We start from the raw sequence: 17304 nt of genomic DNA, 5'->3' as shown, positions 1-17304 counted from the left end.
ATGAAAATGCTGCAAACCACTCTTTCCTTGGTTACCGCGACTGCGATAACGCTGAGCCTCGGCGGGTGTGCGGAGTGGGACAACCCAACACAACACACCACCAACGAGCTCGCGGAGTCGCTGCAAACAAACGGGGACCCACACCAGGCGCAAGGGGTTTCGATGGTCTCTGAGATCTCCGAGGTCGAGCCAATCGATACGCCACGGGAACAAGCTCTGCCCGTCGAAGTGACCGATGCGGACGGGTACGACGTCACCATTACTGATACCTCCCGCATCCTTGCACTGGACCTATACGGCACATTCACCAAGACGCTTCGTGGTGTCGGCATGGCAGACAACATCGTCGGGCGGACCGTAAGTTCCTCGGAGCCGTCGCTCGCGCATCTGCCCGTAGTCACGGAAAACGGGCATTCGCTCAACGTCGAGGCCATTCTGAATCTTCGTCCCACCTTGGTGCTTGTCGACCGCTCAGTAGGACCAGTTGAGGCGATCGACCAGCTACGGGCAGCCGGTATCACCACTGTGATGCTGGAACCGACGCGTTCACTGGCCTCGATCGCGGAGGACATCACTAATGTGGCAACCCTCGTCGGTGAGCCTGAGGCAGGCCGTCTCCTCGCCGAACGCAGCGAGAAAGAAATCCAGCAAGCGCTCGACGCAATCGCTGCGGTGGCACCTGAAGAACCACTGCGAATGTCGTTTTTGTATGCTCGCGGCACCGGTGGCGTCTTCTATCTACTCGGGCGTGAAGAAGGAACTGAAGAACTCATCACTGCTCTAGGTGGCAGGGATGTCAATTCCGAGCACGGCATCGGTCAGCCTTCGCCGGCAAGCCCTGAGGCGCTCGCCGAGGTAAACCCCGAAGTGTTCGTCATGATGAACGGTGGGCTCCAGTCCACAGGCGATATTGAAGGCCTCCTCCAACGCCCCGGCGTCGCACAAACCACCGCGGGGCAGCACCGGCGAGTCCTGGCGCTTCCCGACGGTGACTCACTTGCGTTCGGACCTCAAACTGGCGAACTGCTGCTGCGCGCGGCGCACGCTCTCTACGGAGAGCAGCTATGAGCGAGCACCACGGAGCAATCCATGCACGACGCATTGGAAGAATTGTGCTTTTCGCAGCCACCGCTTCCCTGCTAGTGCTCACGGCCATTTCCTCTCTCGTTGTAGGCCAGTTTGAGTTCTCTCCAGGCGAGCTCTGGCCGATCCTTACCGCAGGGCCAATGTCAGCGTCCACACTCGAAGCATCAGTATTGTGGCAAATCCGCATCCCGAGGCTCGTTCTAGGACTCTGCGTCGGCGCGGCACTGGGAACAGGCGGGGCGCTCATGCAGTCCGTATTTGCCAACCCCCTAGCAGAACCAAGCGTCGTTGGCGTCAGCACCGGGGCAGGTGTAGGCGCAGCAATCGCCACCGTATTCGGCATCACCACATTCGGAACGATGACCGTGCCGATCTTCGCGTTCGCAACGGGCATATTCGTCACCGTGGTGGTGTACCAGCTAGCGCGTTCAGGTGGCAGAGTCCGCGTCCTGAACCTGGTTCTAGTAGGCATCGCAGCGAACGCTATCTGCGGCGCATGCATTTCAGCACTCACATTCATCGCCCCCACCACGGCGCGGGAACAGATCGTTTTCTGGCAGATGGGCAGTCTCGCTGGGGCGAGTTGGGCGCAAACTGGGGTGGTAGCTGCCGTTGTCACCTTCGCATTGGCATGTGCCATGTGTTTTGTGCGCAAGCTCGACATCCTCGCTTTGGGCGACCAAGCTGCATTCCATGTAGGCATCAACGTCGCACGCCTGCGCATGTTGGCGATCGCACTATCGACATTGCTTACAGCCGCAGCAGTCTCCTTCGCTGGGTTGATCGGGTTCGTAGGACTCGTCGTCCCACATATCGTGCGCACTGCGGTCGGCCCGTCCAATACGGTGCTTGTCCCGGCTTCTGCACTCGGTGGCGCGCTTTTGATCGGTGCTGGCGATATCCTCTCCCGCACAATCATTCCATTCGCTGACCTGCCAATCGGTATTTTCACAGCGCTGATTGGCGGGCCGACCTTCTTCTTCCTGCTGCGGCAGATGATGCGAAAGGGCCATGCACAATGACAGTTACCGCTTCACATGTCACAGTCCATAGACAGGGGCGCGAAATACTCCACGATGTCAGCATGTCCGCGCAGAGTGGAGAGGTCACCGGCCTCATCGGCCCCAACGGAGCTGGCAAGTCTACATTGCTCGCTGCACTCTCCGGCGATACATCCCTCTCGAGCGGAAGCGTCCAGCTTGCGGGTCAGGATGCATCTGGGTGCACCGCTCATCAACTCGCTCGGACGCGTGCCGTCATGCTTCAGGATGTCAGTGTCGCCTTTTCGTTCTTGGTGCGCGACGTCGTCGAGATGGGGCGCCATCCGTGGGGCACTCAGCCTGACGACGCCACCATCGTCAACGAAGCGCTCGCCGCGACAGGCATCACGCACCTCCAGGAACGAGAGATGCTCACACTTTCCGGTGGTGAGCGCGCCCGTGTGGCCTTTGCCAGAGTCTTGGCACAGCGAACACCTGTAGTGTTTCTCGACGAACCGACTGCCGCGATGGACGTGCGCTTCCAAGAGCAGACGATGGGCGTCGCCCGCACCTTGGCACGTGATGGCGCGACCGTGATCGTCGTGCTCCACGATCTTCAGCTTGCTGCGCGGTACTGCGACCACGTGGTGTGCTTGAAGCAGGGGGCTGTTGCGGCAGCGGGGCCGGTGGCCGAGGTCTACCAGGACCACATTCTGAGCGAGGTCTACGACTGGCCTATCACGGTCCTGCACGACGGAAGTCGTGTTTTCATCGCACCTCATGAGGTGAACTGCTCCCCTGTGACAGGTGCGACCTAGCCCCATTACCCCCGGCCGTTGACCAAACCCCAACCAATATTTAAGGTTAGCCTAACCTCACCATTCGGTGTGGTTGCGATTACTCATGAAAGGACGTACATGTCTCGCTCCACCACTCTGGCAACCCTCACCGCTGCCTTCCTTGCTTCTACTGCCCTCGTCGCGCCGAGCGCATTCGCGGAAGCCCCAACGCTCGAGTCCGGGCACGCAAACTGGAACATCAAGGGATCATTCCTGAGCTACATCCAGAAGCCGTTTGCCGCAGCAACCATCACGGCGTCCGATGGGGCAGAAAAGGTACTTGACGCGAGCAAGCTGGTTGACTTCGCCTTGCCAGTAAATGCAAAGGAGTCCAAGCTCACGGCAACTGGCGAAGGGGTCATAGACCTCGACGGCGCTATCAGTATCAACGCACACCACGGTGCGATGGATATCCAGCTGTCTGATTTCAAGGTCGTCATCGAAGGGGCTAAAGGGTTCCTCCAGGCAGACTATGTCCGCAAGGGCGCTATGCCCGGTGCAGAGACCACCACGTTGACCGGCGACGATAAGCGCATCGTCGAGTTCGACGTCAAGCAGCCCTTGAAGGCTGACAAGGACAACAAATTTGCCGCCTCCTTCACCCCGACCAAACTGACAGAGGACGGCTCCGCAATCTTCGATAAGCAGTACAAAGCCGGTGAGTCTTTGGCAGATTCCAAGGTATCCCTTGCGCTGAAGTTCAAAGATGCCTCCACGCAACCGGAAGGATCAAGCCTTGGAACCGGGGCGATCGTCGGAATCGTGCTTGCCGCAATCGCAGCCCTCGGTGGCCTGGCATTCGCAGCGAGCCAGCCTGGATTCCAGGCAATGCTTGGGAAGCTTGTATGAGCGCCGCCGATGGCGTCGGCGGACACATCACCACGGTGATCACTTCACTCATGGCGATCGCTGGCGTCGCAATGACCGTCGCCGCACTCGCCCAGGGCGCAGCGACGATCCTGGGGATTCAGCTGCCGACGATCCCTTGATATACAGAGATATACAGACCGCAAAACAAGAAACCCAGCCACCTCATGGTATGGCTGGGTTTCTCCATTTGGGCAACACACCAAACTAGGAGTTCTTCTTGCCCTTCTTCTTTTTCTTGCTGCTCACCTTGGAGAGTTCCAGCTTTGCAGCAGCATCGGGCACGTAACGGAACTCGTCGCGCGGAGGTCGCTCGTAGTCAATAATCTCTGGGCGTTCAGGGATCTCTGGCAGATCAGGGTCAATGTGCTCGTAGGGGATCGTCGACAAGAGGTGAGAAATCACATTGATGCGCGAGCGCTTCTTATCCTCCGACTCAACCGTGTACCACGGCGCCGCAGGAATATCCGTGTGGATAAACATCTCATCCTTGGCTCGGGAGTAGTCCTCCCACTTTGTAATGGACTCGAGGTCCATTGGCGAGAGCTTCCACTGGCGCAGCGGGTCTTCCCGGCGGGATTGGAATCGCTTGTACTGCTCTTCATCCGATACAGAGAACCAGTACTTACGCAGCATGATGCCGTCCTCAACGAGGAGGCGTTCAAAGATCGGTGTCTGGTGTAGGAACCGACGGTATTCCTCCGTGGTGCAGAACCCCATCACGCGCTCAACGCCGGCGCGGTTGTACCAGGACCTGTCGAAGATGACGATCTCGCCTGCGGCGGGGAGCTTTTCGACGTAGCGCTGGAAGTACCACTGCGTCTGCTCGCGCTCAGTTGGCTTCGGCAGCGCCTCAATACGGCAGGTGCGCGGGTTCAGGTACTGGGTGATGCGCTTAATTGCGGAGCCTTTGCCTGCGGCGTCGCGCCCCTCCATCACGATGACAACACGCGCTCCGGTCTTGACGACCCACTGCTGCATTGCCACCAACTCAGCTTGAAGGCGTACGAGTTCTTTCTCGTACGCCTTCTTGGAAAGTTTCGGGGGCTTAGTGGAATTCTTCTCTTCACTCATAGGTACTAACCGTACCCATAAAGCGGGGAGAAATTAAGCCGATTCGGCTAGTCCACCTTGAATTCCGCCATGGTATCCCACTCGGTCTTACCCTCGATCAGGGTATTGATGATGGTCGGGGTTTCCTTCAGAATCTTCGGGAACAGCTCCTGGGCAGCGCGGAAATGATCGGAGTTTACGTGCGCTTCCGCGGCATCGTCGTGGAATGCCTCGATGAGCAGGTATTCGTTCTTGTCCTCTTCACTGCGGTACCAGTCAAAGAAGATGCAGCCCGGCTCTGCGCGGGTTGCGTTGGTGAATTCCTCTACCTCTTGACGAAATGTCTCGACGTATTCTGGCAGTGGCTTGTAACGAACGTTGATCAAAATCATGCCACCACCCTACGCATATCTCGCATTGTTGTCAGCCGACGCTTTTGGCTACGAAGCTGCTCAGTTAATTGTTCAACAATAGATGCGTTATACTCGTAACAGTTGTCGGCCGATGGTTCTATTCACCATTGCTGACTAGCTTAAATAAATAGTTCTACACTTACGGATGCCATGCTTGCTCAAAACGTTGCCTCTGAGGTCCGCCGCGCGATTTCGCGTGGTGAGTTCTCCCCAGGCCAGAAGCTCAACGAGGTTGCCCTCGCTGAGCGTTTCGAGGTATCCAGAAATACTCTCCGCGAAGCATTTGCAATGCTTACGTCAGAAGGTCTTTGTGAACGCATTCCGAACCGTGGCGTGTTCCTCGCCACCCCTTCCCCAGACTTTGTTACCGATACGTATCGTGCACGTGCCGCTATCGAACCTGCCGCGTTGCTTTGGGGCGAGGAGCTGGACGTAGACCGGCTTGAAGAGCTCAACACTGAAGCCCGCGAGGCAATCGCACAGGACGACGATGACCTGCTGACTGCTGTGAACCAGGCATTCCACCACGTGGTACTTTCCGCAATGGGTTCGAAGACCCTCGGTGACACCATGGACCAGCTTGACGCGTTCATGCGCTTGGCAACGCTTCCGATTATTCAGCAGCAGCCGTCGTTTAACCGCCAGTTCATCTCCGTCAACGAGCACATTGTGGAGCTGCTGCGCGAAGAAAAGCGCCACGAGGCGTCCGACTACCTGCAGGAAGCACTTCTCGAGCAGGGTCGTATTGTGAACGACCTGATCGAGAAGATCAATAACGGGTACCCGATTTAGTGCTCGAGCTGCTCCCCAAGCTCAAGCCACTCCATTTCTAGCTCATCGCGGCCATCGTTGGTGCGCTGCAATTCCTGCGTCTTCGCGCCGATCGCTTCGAAATCCGGCGCGTCTTCACCCGACATGTCGGCAATCTGCGCTTCCAACTCCTTGGCACGTGCTTCCGCCGTCGCGATCTTGCGCTCAAGCGCTTTCATCCGCTTCCGGATCTCACGTTCTTCCTGCGATGACAGCCGTGGTTCCCCCACGGGGGCCGCTTTTTCGGAGTTTTCGGTCTTCTCCCCCAAATCGAGTGGGCCCGTTTGGGTGTCCATGGCAGCTCGCTGCTCGAGGTATTGCGAAATCCCGCCCGGCAGGTTGCTGAGTGTTCCGTCGCCGAACAACGCGTACGTGGTGTCTGCAATACGCTCGATGAGGTAGCGGTCGTGCGAAATCACCACGAGCGTCCCTGGCCAACCATCAAGCAGGTCTTCCAACTCTTGCAATGTATCGATGTCGAGGTCGTTGGTGGGCTCGTCGAGGAGCAAAACGTTCGGCTCGCTCATCAGCACACGCGTCAGTTGGAGCCGACGACGCTCACCGCCGGAGAGGTCCCCAACAGGTGTGCGCTGGCGCTTCGGGCTAAACCCGAGACGCTCCGCGAGCTGGGATGCCGAAACCTCCTTCTTACCCAACGTGATGTAGTGCGCGACGTCCTCCACAGAGTCGAGCACCGTCCTCGTTGGGTCGAGGTCGTCGAGTTCCTGTCGCAGCCACCCAATCCGTGTGGTCAGGCCTTCGATGCGCTTGCCGGCAGCAAGCGGGTAGTCACCGGCAAGCGTCCGCAGCAACGTCGTCTTTCCGGAACCGTTGACACCAACAAGACCGATGCGCTCGCCCGGCGCGAGCCGCCACGTGAGGTGGTCGACGAGCGTGCGCCCGTCAGGAGCGTCGATGCGGGCGTCCTCAAACTCGATGACGACGTTGCCCTGGCGTTGCTTGGAAAACGCCATCAGCTCGACCTTGTCGCGTGGTGGCGGGACATTTGCGATGAGAGCTTCGGCTGCTTCGATGCGGTAGCGCGGTTTTGACGTGCGTGCGGGGGCGCCTCGGCGCAGCCACGCGAGCTCTTTGCGCGCTAAGTTCTGACGACGTTGCTCGATGGCGTCCGCCTGGCGGGCACGCTCGGCGCGGGCAAACGTCCAGTCGTTATAGCCACCCTCGTAGACGTCGACGGTGCCGTCGTGGACCTCCCAGGTCAGCGTAGCGACGGTATCGAGGAACCAGCGGTCGTGCGTAACCACCACGACTGCGAGTTTGCGCTGCATGAGGTGGGATGCCAGCCACTGCACACCCTCGACATCAAGGTGGTTCGTCGGCTCGTCAAGCACCACGAGATCCAAGTCCTGCACAAGGGCCGCGGCGAGGCTCACGCGGCGCCGCTCACCACCAGAAAGCTCCCCGACCGGGGTGTCCAGCCCGAGGGCAGCCACGCCTGTTCCTTGGAGAACCTCTCGCACCTTGCTATTCGACGCCCACTCGTACGTCTCGAGGCCCAGTGGCTTCACGACGACGTCGCCGACGGTGGCGTCGTCGTGAATTTCGAAGCGTTGTGTCACCACCGCCATGCGTAGGTCAGAGTTGTGCGACACGCGCCCGCTGTCCGGGGCTTCGATGCCGGTGAGCACCTCAAGCAACGTGGTTTTCCCACCGCCGTTGACGCCGACGATGCCGATGCGGTCACCGGTCTGAATACCCAGGGAAACACCGTCGAGTAGTGTTTTCAATCCCCAGCTTTTGGATACGTTTTCGAGGTTGATCAGGTTCGCCATAGCAAACTCATCGTAGCTTACGCCTCGAGTTGCGCTCCCGCTGACGGGCCGGAAGTGCAGAACACCTCGACGCCCTCGACGCTGTCACGCAGTCGTGCTTCGAGTTTCCGTGCAGCTTCTTCATCGAAGCACAGTGCGGCGATCGTCGGCCCGGACCCGGAAACGATCGCTCGGGCTACAAGTTCAGTTTCGGATTCGATGCGTGTGATCAGGGCTGCGATGCGTGGGCGCATCGACACCGCCGCGGCCTCCAGGTCGTTGTGCAGGTGTTTCGCAAGTTCGCGCGCGTCACCTGCCAGGAGCGCTTGCGATAGATCTGCCGTGTCCAGATGCGGCACGAGCGCCGGGTTGTCGTGACGCAGGTCATCGAGTGTTTCGAAGGCCTTGCCCGTCGAAATCCCAATCTTCGGGTTGCAAAACACCCACCAGTACGTGCCACGTCCGAGGACCTCAACGAGGGCGTCGCCACGCCCGGTGCCAAGCGCTGTGTGGCCGTGGAGTGCGAACGGCACGTCCGCTCCCAGCCCGGCTGCAAGGTCGTAAAGATCTTCTTCGCTGAGCCGCTCACCGCAGTACCGCTCCACGTAGGCGTTCGCTGCGACGAGCCCAGCCGCGGCATCTGCGGAGCCGCCAGCCATCCCGCCTGCCACAAACACATGCTTGTCGACGACCAGCTTCGCCTTCGGCAACGACAATCCTTGCACGCCACTGCGGGCCCGCACGGCGTCGACGACGGCATCGACCGCACGCCACGTCAGGTTTCGAGGCGTATCGATATCCTCGTCCGGTACGTCCACGTGGAAGTGCGTCTGCATCCCAACGACCACGGAGCCAGATTCGACGCATGCCGCCTCATCCTCGACGACGATGCGAACTCGCTCGCGGCGCTCAACGGCTTGGAAAACCGTTACCAACTCGTGGTAGCCGTCGGCACGCGCGTTGCCGACGCCGAGGTGCAGGTTCACTTTGCCGGGCGCTGATGCAACAATCTCCCGCGTGCTGCTGCTCATCGGGCCTCCCCCAGCCTGACGAAGTCCTCCACCCCGAGCTTCTCACCACGCAGTCCAGGATCGATACCGGCCGCCCGCAGCGCAGACTCGGCTTCCGCGGGGGAACCGTACACCGATGCGAGCGTTGAGCGCAGCGTCTTGCGGCGTTGGGCGAAGGCGGCGTCGATAAGTGGGAAGACCTTGTCGCGCACGCTGCGGTCGCGCTCGGGATCGACGTCGATGCGAACAAGCCCGGACTCGATATTCGGAGCCGGCCAGAAGACGTGCTTGCCGATGGTCCCTGCCTGCGACACCTCGCCATAGAACGCTGCTTTTACGCTAGGAACGCCGTAAATCTTCGTGCCTGGCTTCGCGGCAAGGCGGTCAGCGACCTCTTTCTGCACCATCACCAGCACGCGGCGAATGGAGGGGAACTCCGCAAGCAGGTGTAACAACACCGGCACTGAAACGTTGTACGGCAGGTTCGCAACGAGGGCCGTTGGCTCCCCGGAAACATCACGCTGCGTAGTCTTCAGTGCATCCATGTGCACGATGTCCAGCTTGCTCGCGGCCGAAGGTGCGCGAAGCTCCACCGTTTTACCCAGCTGCCGTGCCAGCCTGTCATCGATCTCAAGCGCTGTCACGTGCGCTGCCTCATCGAGCAGGCCAAGCGTCAGTGACCCGAGACCCGGACCGACCTCGACCACGCGGTCGTCTGGGGAAAGCTCCGCTGCGGCAACGATACGCCGCACGGTATTCGGGTCGTGCACGAAGTTCTGCCCCAACCGTTTCGTCGGGGTGACATCAAGTGCAGCCGCAAGCTCACGGATTTCTACCGGGCCAAGCAGTTGGGTTTCGCTCATACCTGACGAGGTTAGCGCAACCCCATCCGCGCGGTACATGCAGGCCACGCACCCCACCCCTGGGATGCCTGCGTTTTCTGGGCGATTGCGATCTGCTGCTCGCGGGTCGCCTGGTCAGCGGTAGGCGCGTACTGGGTGCCGCCGTACGCTGCCCACGTCGACGCAGAGAACTGCAAGCCGCCGTGGTAGCCATTACCGGTGTTGATGGACCAGTTGCCACCAGACTCACACTGCGCCAACGTGTCCCATACCGAACCAGCTGCTACTGCGGGAGCATTCGCTGACTCCTTGGTACCGCGTCGCACCTTCGCCGCCTTCGGCGCACGAACCTCGCGCTCACCTGCAATGCCCTCGGATTCAACCTTGCCATTGACCAGAACGGTCTCGTGGAGAATTTCCTTCTCCCCGTCCTTGCCTTCCTCCAGCACCTCTTCGTTGCCGGTTTCCAGCTCTTCATCATCGACGTACTCAACCGGTGCCTCGATTGGCAGGACCTCAGCACGCTTCACCACGTTGACGCGGTCGAGCACGATCTCCATGTTCGGGTACACCGCGGCATCAAGCGGGTGGTTCAAACGATCATCGGAGTCGAAGGTGATGCCACGGTCCGCGAGGAGCTCGCCTACGGTTTTCTTCGCAACCGACGCGTAGGTCACGTTCCCGCCGTCATTGATCGCGATGATCTTCGGGGTGGTCACGTCGACATTGAGGCCGTCGACAAGCTTGGTGTCCTTGTCCAGGTCCGACGAGGAAGCCGGGGACACACCCACCTCGTCCATGACTTCCCCAACAGTCAGCGCTGTCGAGGTGATTTCCTTTGCCACCCCGTCGACGACGACGGCGACTGGCTTCGCAGTACGAACGGTCACGGTATCGCCGTTCGACAGCTTCTCAGCAGGCGCCGGGTACACAACGTCACTGTCCTTGACCTCAACGCCCGCAGCCTGCAACGCACCCGCGACGTCACCCGAGAAGGTCTTCAGCGAGGTCGCCTCACCGTTGACGTCCACTGTGACGTCCTTCTGCGCGGCGAGCGCCGTGGTGGTACCGGCTGCAATGACAACACCTGCGAGTGCCCCGACGGCGATTCGCTTCGTTGCGGTGTTGTTGTGCTGGATACGCGAGCCCATAAAGCGTCATTCCCCTTCGTCACGAAATAATACTTCGATAACAATACGGTAACTTCTACCGTTTTACCAGCACATGTTTGCACACCATGGTGGACACGTTCACTCGCGCCACGCGATTCACACCACTCACAGCCGACCTGGGACAACGCTTACTTGCGCCCAGTGTGTTCCCGGACACGTGCACAGCATCATCCCAGACCATAGACGCGATCGAAGGTAGCGGATACCTCGCTCGCCAGCGTCTCGACGTCCACTCCCCGAGCTTGCGCAACCACGTGTGCCGTATGCCCAATCAGCGATGGCTCATTGCGCGAACCTCGAAACGGCTCCGGGGTCATATACGGCGCATCGGTTTCGATGAGCAGCTGGCCCACCGGCGCCAGAGCCGCCGCCTCCCGCAGCTCCTCATTGCGCTTAAACGTAACGTTGCCGGCAAAGGAGAGCACATAGCCACGCTCAATCGCCTCCCGCGCCACGTCAAGGGGCGAGGAGAAGCAGTGCAAAATCACATGCTCCGGTTTCGGCGTATCCGCGAGAATCCGCATCATGTCCGCATCCCCCTCACGGTTATGGATCATCAATGCCTTGCCGGAGTCCACGGCGAGCTGAATGTGCCAACGAAACGCCTCTTCTTGCGTGGCAAGGTCAGCGGTGTTCTCGGCGTCGTGGCGGATCCAATACGTATCGATGCCTGTCTCCCCCACCGCAACACACCGAGCGTCCGAGGCCATCTGCGTGAGCCGTTCCCGCGTCGCGTCGTCGAGCTCGGCGGCTCGCGTCGGATGGATCGCGCACGCTGCGAACACGCCCTCATGCATGTGCGCGGCAGCAAGCGCCTGCTCTGCTTCCGCGAGCCCATCGCCCACGGTGCATACCCGCTCCACACCGGCGCTCAACGCACGCTCCATAATCGCATCGATATCCGCCTGCGTGGTGGCTCCGGTAGAGGCCAGGTGGGTGTGGGCGTCGATAAGCCCTGGTATAGGGGCTGCTGGTACTGGTGTCGGGCGAGGTTTCTTTTTGCTCATACGATAGAGCCTATGACATTCCACGCGATTGACGCACAGACCCAAACCAGCATCGACAACGCACTCGCCGAGGCAGCGGCGCAGAGGCTCAATGGCCCTGCACGAGTAATCATCGAGCGGTTCGAAGGGCTACTCGAGGATTTCCTTGCACTTCCCCGCGACGCACAACGCAGCTACCCGCGCGGCGACACAGCCCGTATCGTCGGCACCGCCCTCGGCGACGCATTCGTCCGCGACTACGGATTTACCTGGAAACTCCTGAAAGATGACTACGGCACGGACCTCGTCGTCGTCCGCGATGCCGACACCAACTCCCCCAAATACACCGCCCCCATCATGGTTGTCGACGCCCGCTTCGACGACGACGCAACCGGCAAACTCACCACGTTCCTGGAACAGTTCCTCAGTGGCTTGCAGCACTAAGCTCGTCGTCAATAACGACGTGACGCGCCGCCACGATGCCAACAACCCCCATGACCAACGCCATGATGACCAGCGCGATCAGGATCGGCTGGAACTCCCCAATCCGCCCATAGGCCACGCCAATGAGCAGCGGACCCGTTGCCGCGAGCACGTACCCGACCGGCTGCACAAAACCCGACAGCCGTGCAGTGACTAGCGGGTCGCGTGTGCGCGCCGGGATCAGTGCGATTGCTAGCGGGAAACAGCACCCGCCGAAGCCCAGGAGGAAGCTCCAGCCCAGCGGTGATGCTGCCGGTGCGAAGTACAAACCGAGATACCCAGTGGCCGTCGAGAGCGCAAACAGCACCACCAGCGGCGTCAGCGTCCGCGCGCGAGAGATGACCGTCGGCAGCACAAGCCCACCAACCATGCCTACCGCGCCAAGCAGCCCGAGTCCCGTGGCTGCGGTGGAAGGGGCAACCCCGGCGTCAATGAAAATGGCGGGCAACCACCCCATCTGGATATACGCGCTGGTTGACTGCAACCCGAAGAAGAGCATCAAGGCCACCGCAGTGAGCGACTTCCACACCGGCGCTTCTGGCGTAGCAACCGCGCCGTCCTGCGGGGTCGAAGCCTTGCTCCCGGGGATGTCCCTCCCGAATTTGAAGAGCACAAATACCCAAACCGCCAGCTGCACGACAGCCGTCACCGCCCACAGGCCGAGTGCCGACTGCCACGAGGGTGTCACCAACGCGCTGAGCGGGCCAGCCGCCGACGATAAGCCCAGGGTTACGGAGTACACCGTAGTCAGGGCGACGATGTAGCGCCCACCGTGCTGCTTGATCCACGCAGGCAGCAACACGTTCATAAGTGCGATGGCGCCGGCCGCGCCCACCGTCGCGAGTAAGAACATCGCGATATCGGGTGCGAAGGGGCGCAAGCCCAAGCCCGCGGTCAGCAACCCCGCAGCGCCCAGAATGACGGGGGTGAGGCCAAACCGCCGCGCAATCGGTACCGCACAGATACCGACCAGGAAGAAGAGCGTGCCGGGGATCGCCGTGATGACGCCACCGACCCATGCCGGGGCGTCATAGTATGCGATGACCTGGTCAAGTACAGACCCGACGGAGGCAATGCCCGCACGCAAATTCAGTGAGGCACTAATGACAGCGACGAAAAGTACAAGAGCAAACACTCGAAGCACTCTAGCGCTGCCGCAGCGTTACTGCACAGGCGCCCACTCCGGGCCGGTCTCCCCGAGCTCCGGATCGAGCTTCGCCACCAGTGGCTTCGGCTTCGACAGTGCCACGCCGGGCTCCATTGGCACGCGCTTCCATGTCGCCTGCTGCTCGGAGTAGTCGCCGGTGATGGTGAGGTAGGTCTGGCCGCGCTCCGGCAGGCCGACGCCGACGAGATCGTAGTCAGCGTCATCGCGAACCTCAACGATGGACGGCTCTGCCGCCCACACACCAGTCCGGCCGAGGGTCTCGTGTACCTTCTGCGCCGTGTGCGGCAGGAACGGGGTCAGCATCGCATTGCAGTCGCTGACCACCTGCAGTGCGGTCCACAGGACCGTCGCCAGACGAGTGCGCTGTTCCGGATCCTTCGCGAGCTTCCACGGCTCCTGGTCCGCGATGTACGCGTTGGTCTCCCCGACCACGTGCATGATCTTGGTGATCGCGCTCTTAAAGTGAGCCTCGGCCAAGTCCTTGCCTGCGGAAACAAACGTGGATTCCGCCAATTCAAGGATTTTCTCGTCCACTTCGGCGAGCTCTCCTGGTTCTGGAACCTCGCCGAAGTTCTTGTGCGCCATCGACACAGTGCGGTTGACCAGGTTGCCCCAGCCATTCGCCAGCTCGTTGTTCACGCGACGCACGAACTCGTCCCAGGTGAAGTCCGTGTCGTTGTTCTCCGGTCCGGCCACCGCAATGAAGTAGCGCAACGGGTCCGCACCGAACTCTTTCAGGAAGTCCTTGACATAGATGACTACGCCCTTCGAAGACGAGAACTTCGAACCGGACATGGTCAGGAACTCCGAGGACACAACCTCAGTCGGAAGATTCAGGGTGCCCAGCTCGTGTTCTTGCCCACCATGCGAGCCCTTGCCCGCGTAGCCGAGCAGCTCCGCTGGCCAGATCTGTGAGTGGAACGTGATGTTGTCCTTGCCCATGAAGTAGTAGCTCGCCGTTTCTGGGTCCTGCCAGAACGTCTTCCACGCATCCGGGTTGCCGCTTCGCTCCGCCCACTCAATCGAGGCAGACAAGTAGCCGACCACCGCGTCAAACCAAACATAGAGCTTCTTCGACGGGTTGTCCTGCCAGTCCTCGACCGGGATAGGGATGCCCCAGTCGATGTCACGCGTCATTGCGCGCGGACGCATGTCCTCCAAGAGGTTCAACGAGAACTTCAGCACGTTCGGGCGCCACTTCTCACGGGTGCTCAGCCACGTCTTCAACGCGTCGTGCAGCGCCGGGAGATCCAGCATGAAGTGCTCGGTCTCAACAAACTTCGGCGTCTCGCCGTTGATCTTGGAGACAGGGTTGATCAGGTCTGCTGGGTCGAGCTGGTTACCGCAGGTATCGCACTGGTCACCACGAGCGTCAGTCGCGCCGCAGATTGGGCAGGTGCCCTCAATGTAGCGGTCCGGCAGCGTACGGCCATTCGAAGGAGAGATCGCGCCCTGCGTCGTCTCCTTGATCATGTAACCGTTGGCGTACAGTCCCTTAAACAGCTGCTGCACCACGGCATAGTGGTTACGAGTCGACGTGCGAGTAAACAGGTCGTAGGACAGACCCAAACCGGCCAAGTCGTGCACGATCTGTTCGTTGTAGCGGTCTGCGAGCTCCTTGACGCTCACGCCTTCCTTGTCCGCCTGCACCAACAGCGGGGTCCCGTGTTCGTCGGTGCCGGAGACCATCAGGACGTTGTTGCCAGCCATACGCTGATAGCGCGCAAACACGTCAGAAGGTACCCCGAAACCAGCTACGTGGCCGATGTGGCGGGGGCCGTTCGCATATGGCCACGCAACGCACACAAGGATATTTTTTTGAGTCTTCGCAGAAGTCATGCCCTTAAGCATAAGTTATGGCCCCGACACAACCCATGTTTCGGGTCATATCGGGGCCATGAGCGGTATTCACCGCAGGATGTCAGAGCTTAGTTACGCGGACGCAACATGCGCTTGACCTGCTCCTTCTTCCTATCAAGCTCGAGCTGGTCGCGGTGCATACGGCGTTCAATAGCCAACTGGCGGTTGAAGCGATCCTGTTCCTTCTTGTCCAGGTAAATAGTGTCGTTGGACACGTCCTTCACAATCGCGAACATCAGCAAGATCAGGATGAGCAAGAACGGGGTTGCCGCAACAATCGTCACAGACTGCAGCGCGCCCAGTGCGTCAGAGCCGCCAGCGATCAGCAGCGTCAGGCCAACGAACGCGGTGCCAAGGCCCCAGACAGCTGCGATCCATGGGTTCGCATCCGATTTACCGTTCTGCGACATAGACGCCATCACGGTCGAAGCCGAGTCAGCCGAGGTGATGAAGAACGTACCCAGCAGGATCACCGCGAAAATACCAATGTAGAAGCCACCAGGCAGCTGGTGCAGCAGGTTGAAGAGCTGCTCTTCCGAGGTACCCTCGCCGTAAATGGAACGACCGTCCTGCTCGAACTTGATCGCGGTGCCGCCAAAGATGGCGAACCAGACGGTGGACAGGCCTGCTGGAATCAGCATGACGCCAAGGCAGAACTCGCGAATCGTGCGGCCACGGGAAATTCGTGCCAGGAAGGTGCCAACGAATGGTGACCAGGAGATCCACCATGCCCAGTAGAAGATGGTCCAACCGGACAGGAAGTCTCCTGCTTCACCGTTCTGGTTCTCAGCGGTACGGCCAGCCATCTCAAAAAACTGGGACAGGTATGCGCCGACGCCCGTCGGCAAGAAGTTCAGGGTGCTGACGGTTGGGCCGAAGACGAACACGAAAATAGCCAGCAACGCAGCAATCGCCATATTGAAGTTCGACAGCCACTGGATTCCCTTGCCGACGCCCGACATCGCGGACAGCAGGAATGCAAGAGTCAGGACGGACACGATGCCGACCGTCAGCTTCGTCGACGGCGAATCCACAAAGCCGGAAGCGTTCAGGCCCGAGCTAATCTGCATCGCGCCCAAGCCCAGCGAACATGCGGTACCGAAAATCGTTGCAAAAATTGCAAAACCATCAATGAGCTTGCCCCAGAAACCGTTCACGCCCTTTTCACCAATCAGCGGGATGAAGGCGCTAGAGAGCAGTTGCTTGCGGCCGAGGCGGAACGTCGAGTACGCGATCGCAAGGCCCAAGATCGCGTAAATCGCCCATGGGTGCAGGCTCCAGTGGAACATTGTCTGCGCGAGCGCAGTGCCCACTTCGTGTGGCTGGTGGCCAGGGACACCATCGCGGTACATCGCCAGCGGCTCAGACGCACCGTAGAACATCAGACCAATGCCCATGCCTGCCGCGAACATCATCGCAATCCATGACGACGTTCTAAACTCCGGTTGTTCGTCCGACTTGCCCAGGCGGATCGTACCGAAGTTCGAAAACGCGATTACCAAGACAAAGAACACAAAAATCGTGCCGAAGAGCACGAACGCCCAGCCAAGGTTGTTAATCACCCAGCTGAAGGACGTATCAGCAAAGCTCGAGAAACTATCTGTTGCTAACAGGCCCCAAGCGACGACGGCCGCCACCACGACGAGAAGCGGAACAACGATGCTCCAGTCAATCTTCGCGTTCTCGTCCTCCGCAGCAAGCTCAACCTGCTCCTCTGCGTCGACCGATTCTTTACGCTCCCCGCGCCGCTCTGCAACGATGAGCTCGGCAAGCTCGCTCGTCGCAGACGGTGCGGCAATTTCGGTTTCATCGGAATTTATCTGTTCAGTACTCCGAGTTTCTGCATCAGGATCATGCGGATCCTGGGTCAGGTCTCCCTGAGACATGAAAAATTCTCCTCAATTCCATAGAAAATAAGAAAGCTTTAGCAGGTTAACTGAATTCGGCTGCTATATCTAATCCA

The 17304-nt window shown here is 60.0% G+C and carries 17 protein-coding genes; 7 read left to right on the top strand and 10 right to left on the bottom strand.

Annotated features, from left to right (window positions below):
* From KBP54_RS03820 to KBP54_RS03800, 5 genes are all read left to right on the top strand, one after another.
* Complete coding sequence (locus tag KBP54_RS03820) at positions 1 to 1068, top strand: heme/hemin ABC transporter substrate-binding protein (RefSeq protein WP_256006378.1); 1068 nt, start codon at positions 1 to 3, stop codon at positions 1066 to 1068.
* Positions 1065 to 2108 carry a FecCD family ABC transporter permease gene (locus tag KBP54_RS03815; protein WP_256006376.1) on the top strand — a complete coding sequence of 348 codons (1044 nt, stop codon included), beginning with the start codon at positions 1065 to 1067 and terminating at the stop codon, positions 2106 to 2108. The genes KBP54_RS03820 and KBP54_RS03815 overlap by 4 nt, the downstream gene beginning before the upstream one ends.
* Positions 2105 to 2884 (top strand): heme ABC transporter ATP-binding protein, encoded by a 780-nt coding sequence (locus KBP54_RS03810; protein WP_256006374.1) that lies wholly within the window; start codon positions 2105 to 2107, stop codon positions 2882 to 2884. The genes KBP54_RS03815 and KBP54_RS03810 overlap by 4 nt, the downstream gene beginning before the upstream one ends.
* Positions 2885 to 2983: 99 nt before the next feature.
* A complete protein-coding gene (locus KBP54_RS03805) occupies positions 2984 to 3754 on the top strand; it encodes an HtaA domain-containing protein (protein WP_256006372.1) in 771 nt (256 codons plus the stop codon).
* A complete protein-coding gene (locus tag KBP54_RS03800; protein ID WP_256006370.1) occupies positions 3751 to 3894 on the top strand; it encodes a hypothetical protein in 144 nt (47 codons plus the stop codon). Before KBP54_RS03805 ends, KBP54_RS03800 begins: the two co-directional genes overlap by 4 nt.
* A gap of 85 nt (positions 3895 to 3979) precedes the next feature.
* On the opposite strand, the gene ppk2 is transcribed toward KBP54_RS03800, so the two are convergent.
* Together ppk2 and KBP54_RS03790 are read right to left on the bottom strand one after the other, a co-directional pair.
* The gene (ppk2, locus tag KBP54_RS03795; protein ID WP_070362803.1) at positions 3980 to 4846 is read right to left on the bottom strand and encodes a polyphosphate kinase 2; all 867 of its coding nucleotides are present in this window, start codon (positions 4844 to 4846) and stop codon (positions 3980 to 3982) included.
* Between the two features lie 47 nt (positions 4847 to 4893).
* A complete protein-coding gene (locus tag KBP54_RS03790) occupies positions 4894 to 5217 on the bottom strand; it encodes a putative quinol monooxygenase (RefSeq protein ID WP_070362804.1) in 324 nt (107 codons plus the stop codon).
* A 171-nt stretch (positions 5218 to 5388) separates the two neighbouring features.
* Between KBP54_RS03790 and KBP54_RS03785 the strand changes: the two genes are divergently transcribed.
* Positions 5389 to 6030, top strand: coding sequence for a GntR family transcriptional regulator (locus KBP54_RS03785; protein WP_256006368.1), 642 nt, complete (start codon positions 5389 to 5391; stop codon positions 6028 to 6030).
* Here the strand turns inward: KBP54_RS03785 and KBP54_RS03780 are convergent.
* From KBP54_RS03780 to KBP54_RS03760, 5 genes are all read right to left on the bottom strand, one after another.
* A complete protein-coding gene (locus KBP54_RS03780) occupies positions 6027 to 7841 on the bottom strand; it encodes an ABC-F family ATP-binding cassette domain-containing protein (RefSeq protein ID WP_256006367.1) in 1815 nt (604 codons plus the stop codon). The genes KBP54_RS03785 and KBP54_RS03780 overlap by 4 nt on opposite strands.
* 17 nt (positions 7842 to 7858) lie before the next feature.
* Positions 7859 to 8851 carry a 4-(cytidine 5'-diphospho)-2-C-methyl-D-erythritol kinase gene (locus tag KBP54_RS03775; protein WP_256006365.1) on the bottom strand — a complete coding sequence of 331 codons (993 nt, stop codon included), beginning with the start codon at positions 8849 to 8851 and terminating at the stop codon, positions 7859 to 7861.
* The gene (gene rsmA / locus KBP54_RS03770; RefSeq protein ID WP_256006363.1) at positions 8848 to 9693 is read right to left on the bottom strand and encodes a 16S rRNA (adenine(1518)-N(6)/adenine(1519)-N(6))-dimethyltransferase RsmA; all 846 of its coding nucleotides are present in this window, start codon (positions 9691 to 9693) and stop codon (positions 8848 to 8850) included. The genes KBP54_RS03775 and rsmA overlap by 4 nt, the downstream gene beginning before the upstream one ends.
* A gap of 11 nt (positions 9694 to 9704) precedes the next feature.
* Positions 9705 to 10823, bottom strand: coding sequence for a resuscitation-promoting factor (locus tag KBP54_RS03765; RefSeq protein WP_070362808.1), 1119 nt, complete (start codon positions 10821 to 10823; stop codon positions 9705 to 9707).
* A 188-nt stretch (positions 10824 to 11011) separates the two neighbouring features.
* Complete coding sequence (locus KBP54_RS03760; RefSeq protein WP_070362809.1) at positions 11012 to 11851, bottom strand: TatD family hydrolase; 840 nt, start codon at positions 11849 to 11851, stop codon at positions 11012 to 11014.
* Between the two features lie 12 nt (positions 11852 to 11863).
* Between KBP54_RS03760 and KBP54_RS03755 the strand changes: the two genes are divergently transcribed.
* Positions 11864 to 12274 carry a DUF3806 domain-containing protein gene (locus KBP54_RS03755; protein WP_070976140.1) on the top strand — a complete coding sequence of 137 codons (411 nt, stop codon included), beginning with the start codon at positions 11864 to 11866 and terminating at the stop codon, positions 12272 to 12274.
* On the opposite strand, the gene KBP54_RS03750 is transcribed toward KBP54_RS03755, so the two are convergent.
* From KBP54_RS03750 to KBP54_RS03740, 3 genes are all read right to left on the bottom strand, one after another.
* Complete coding sequence (locus tag KBP54_RS03750) at positions 12255 to 13448, bottom strand: MFS transporter (protein ID WP_256006361.1); 1194 nt, start codon at positions 13446 to 13448, stop codon at positions 12255 to 12257. The genes KBP54_RS03755 and KBP54_RS03750 overlap by 20 nt on opposite strands.
* A 27-nt stretch (positions 13449 to 13475) precedes the next feature.
* Positions 13476 to 15320, bottom strand: coding sequence for a methionine--tRNA ligase (gene metG / locus KBP54_RS03745; protein ID WP_070363552.1), 1845 nt, complete (start codon positions 15318 to 15320; stop codon positions 13476 to 13478).
* Between the two features lie 89 nt (positions 15321 to 15409).
* Complete coding sequence (locus KBP54_RS03740; RefSeq protein ID WP_084028600.1) at positions 15410 to 17227, bottom strand: BCCT family transporter; 1818 nt, start codon at positions 17225 to 17227, stop codon at positions 15410 to 15412.
* Positions 17228 to 17304 lie beyond the last annotated feature (77 nt).

The sequence above is a fragment of the Corynebacterium pseudogenitalium genome, assembly GCF_024453815.1.
Lineage (GTDB): Bacteria > Actinomycetota > Actinomycetes > Mycobacteriales > Mycobacteriaceae > Corynebacterium > Corynebacterium pseudogenitalium.
Note: the sequence above shows the minus strand (reverse complement) of the source record. Positions and strands in the feature narration are given on the sequence as shown.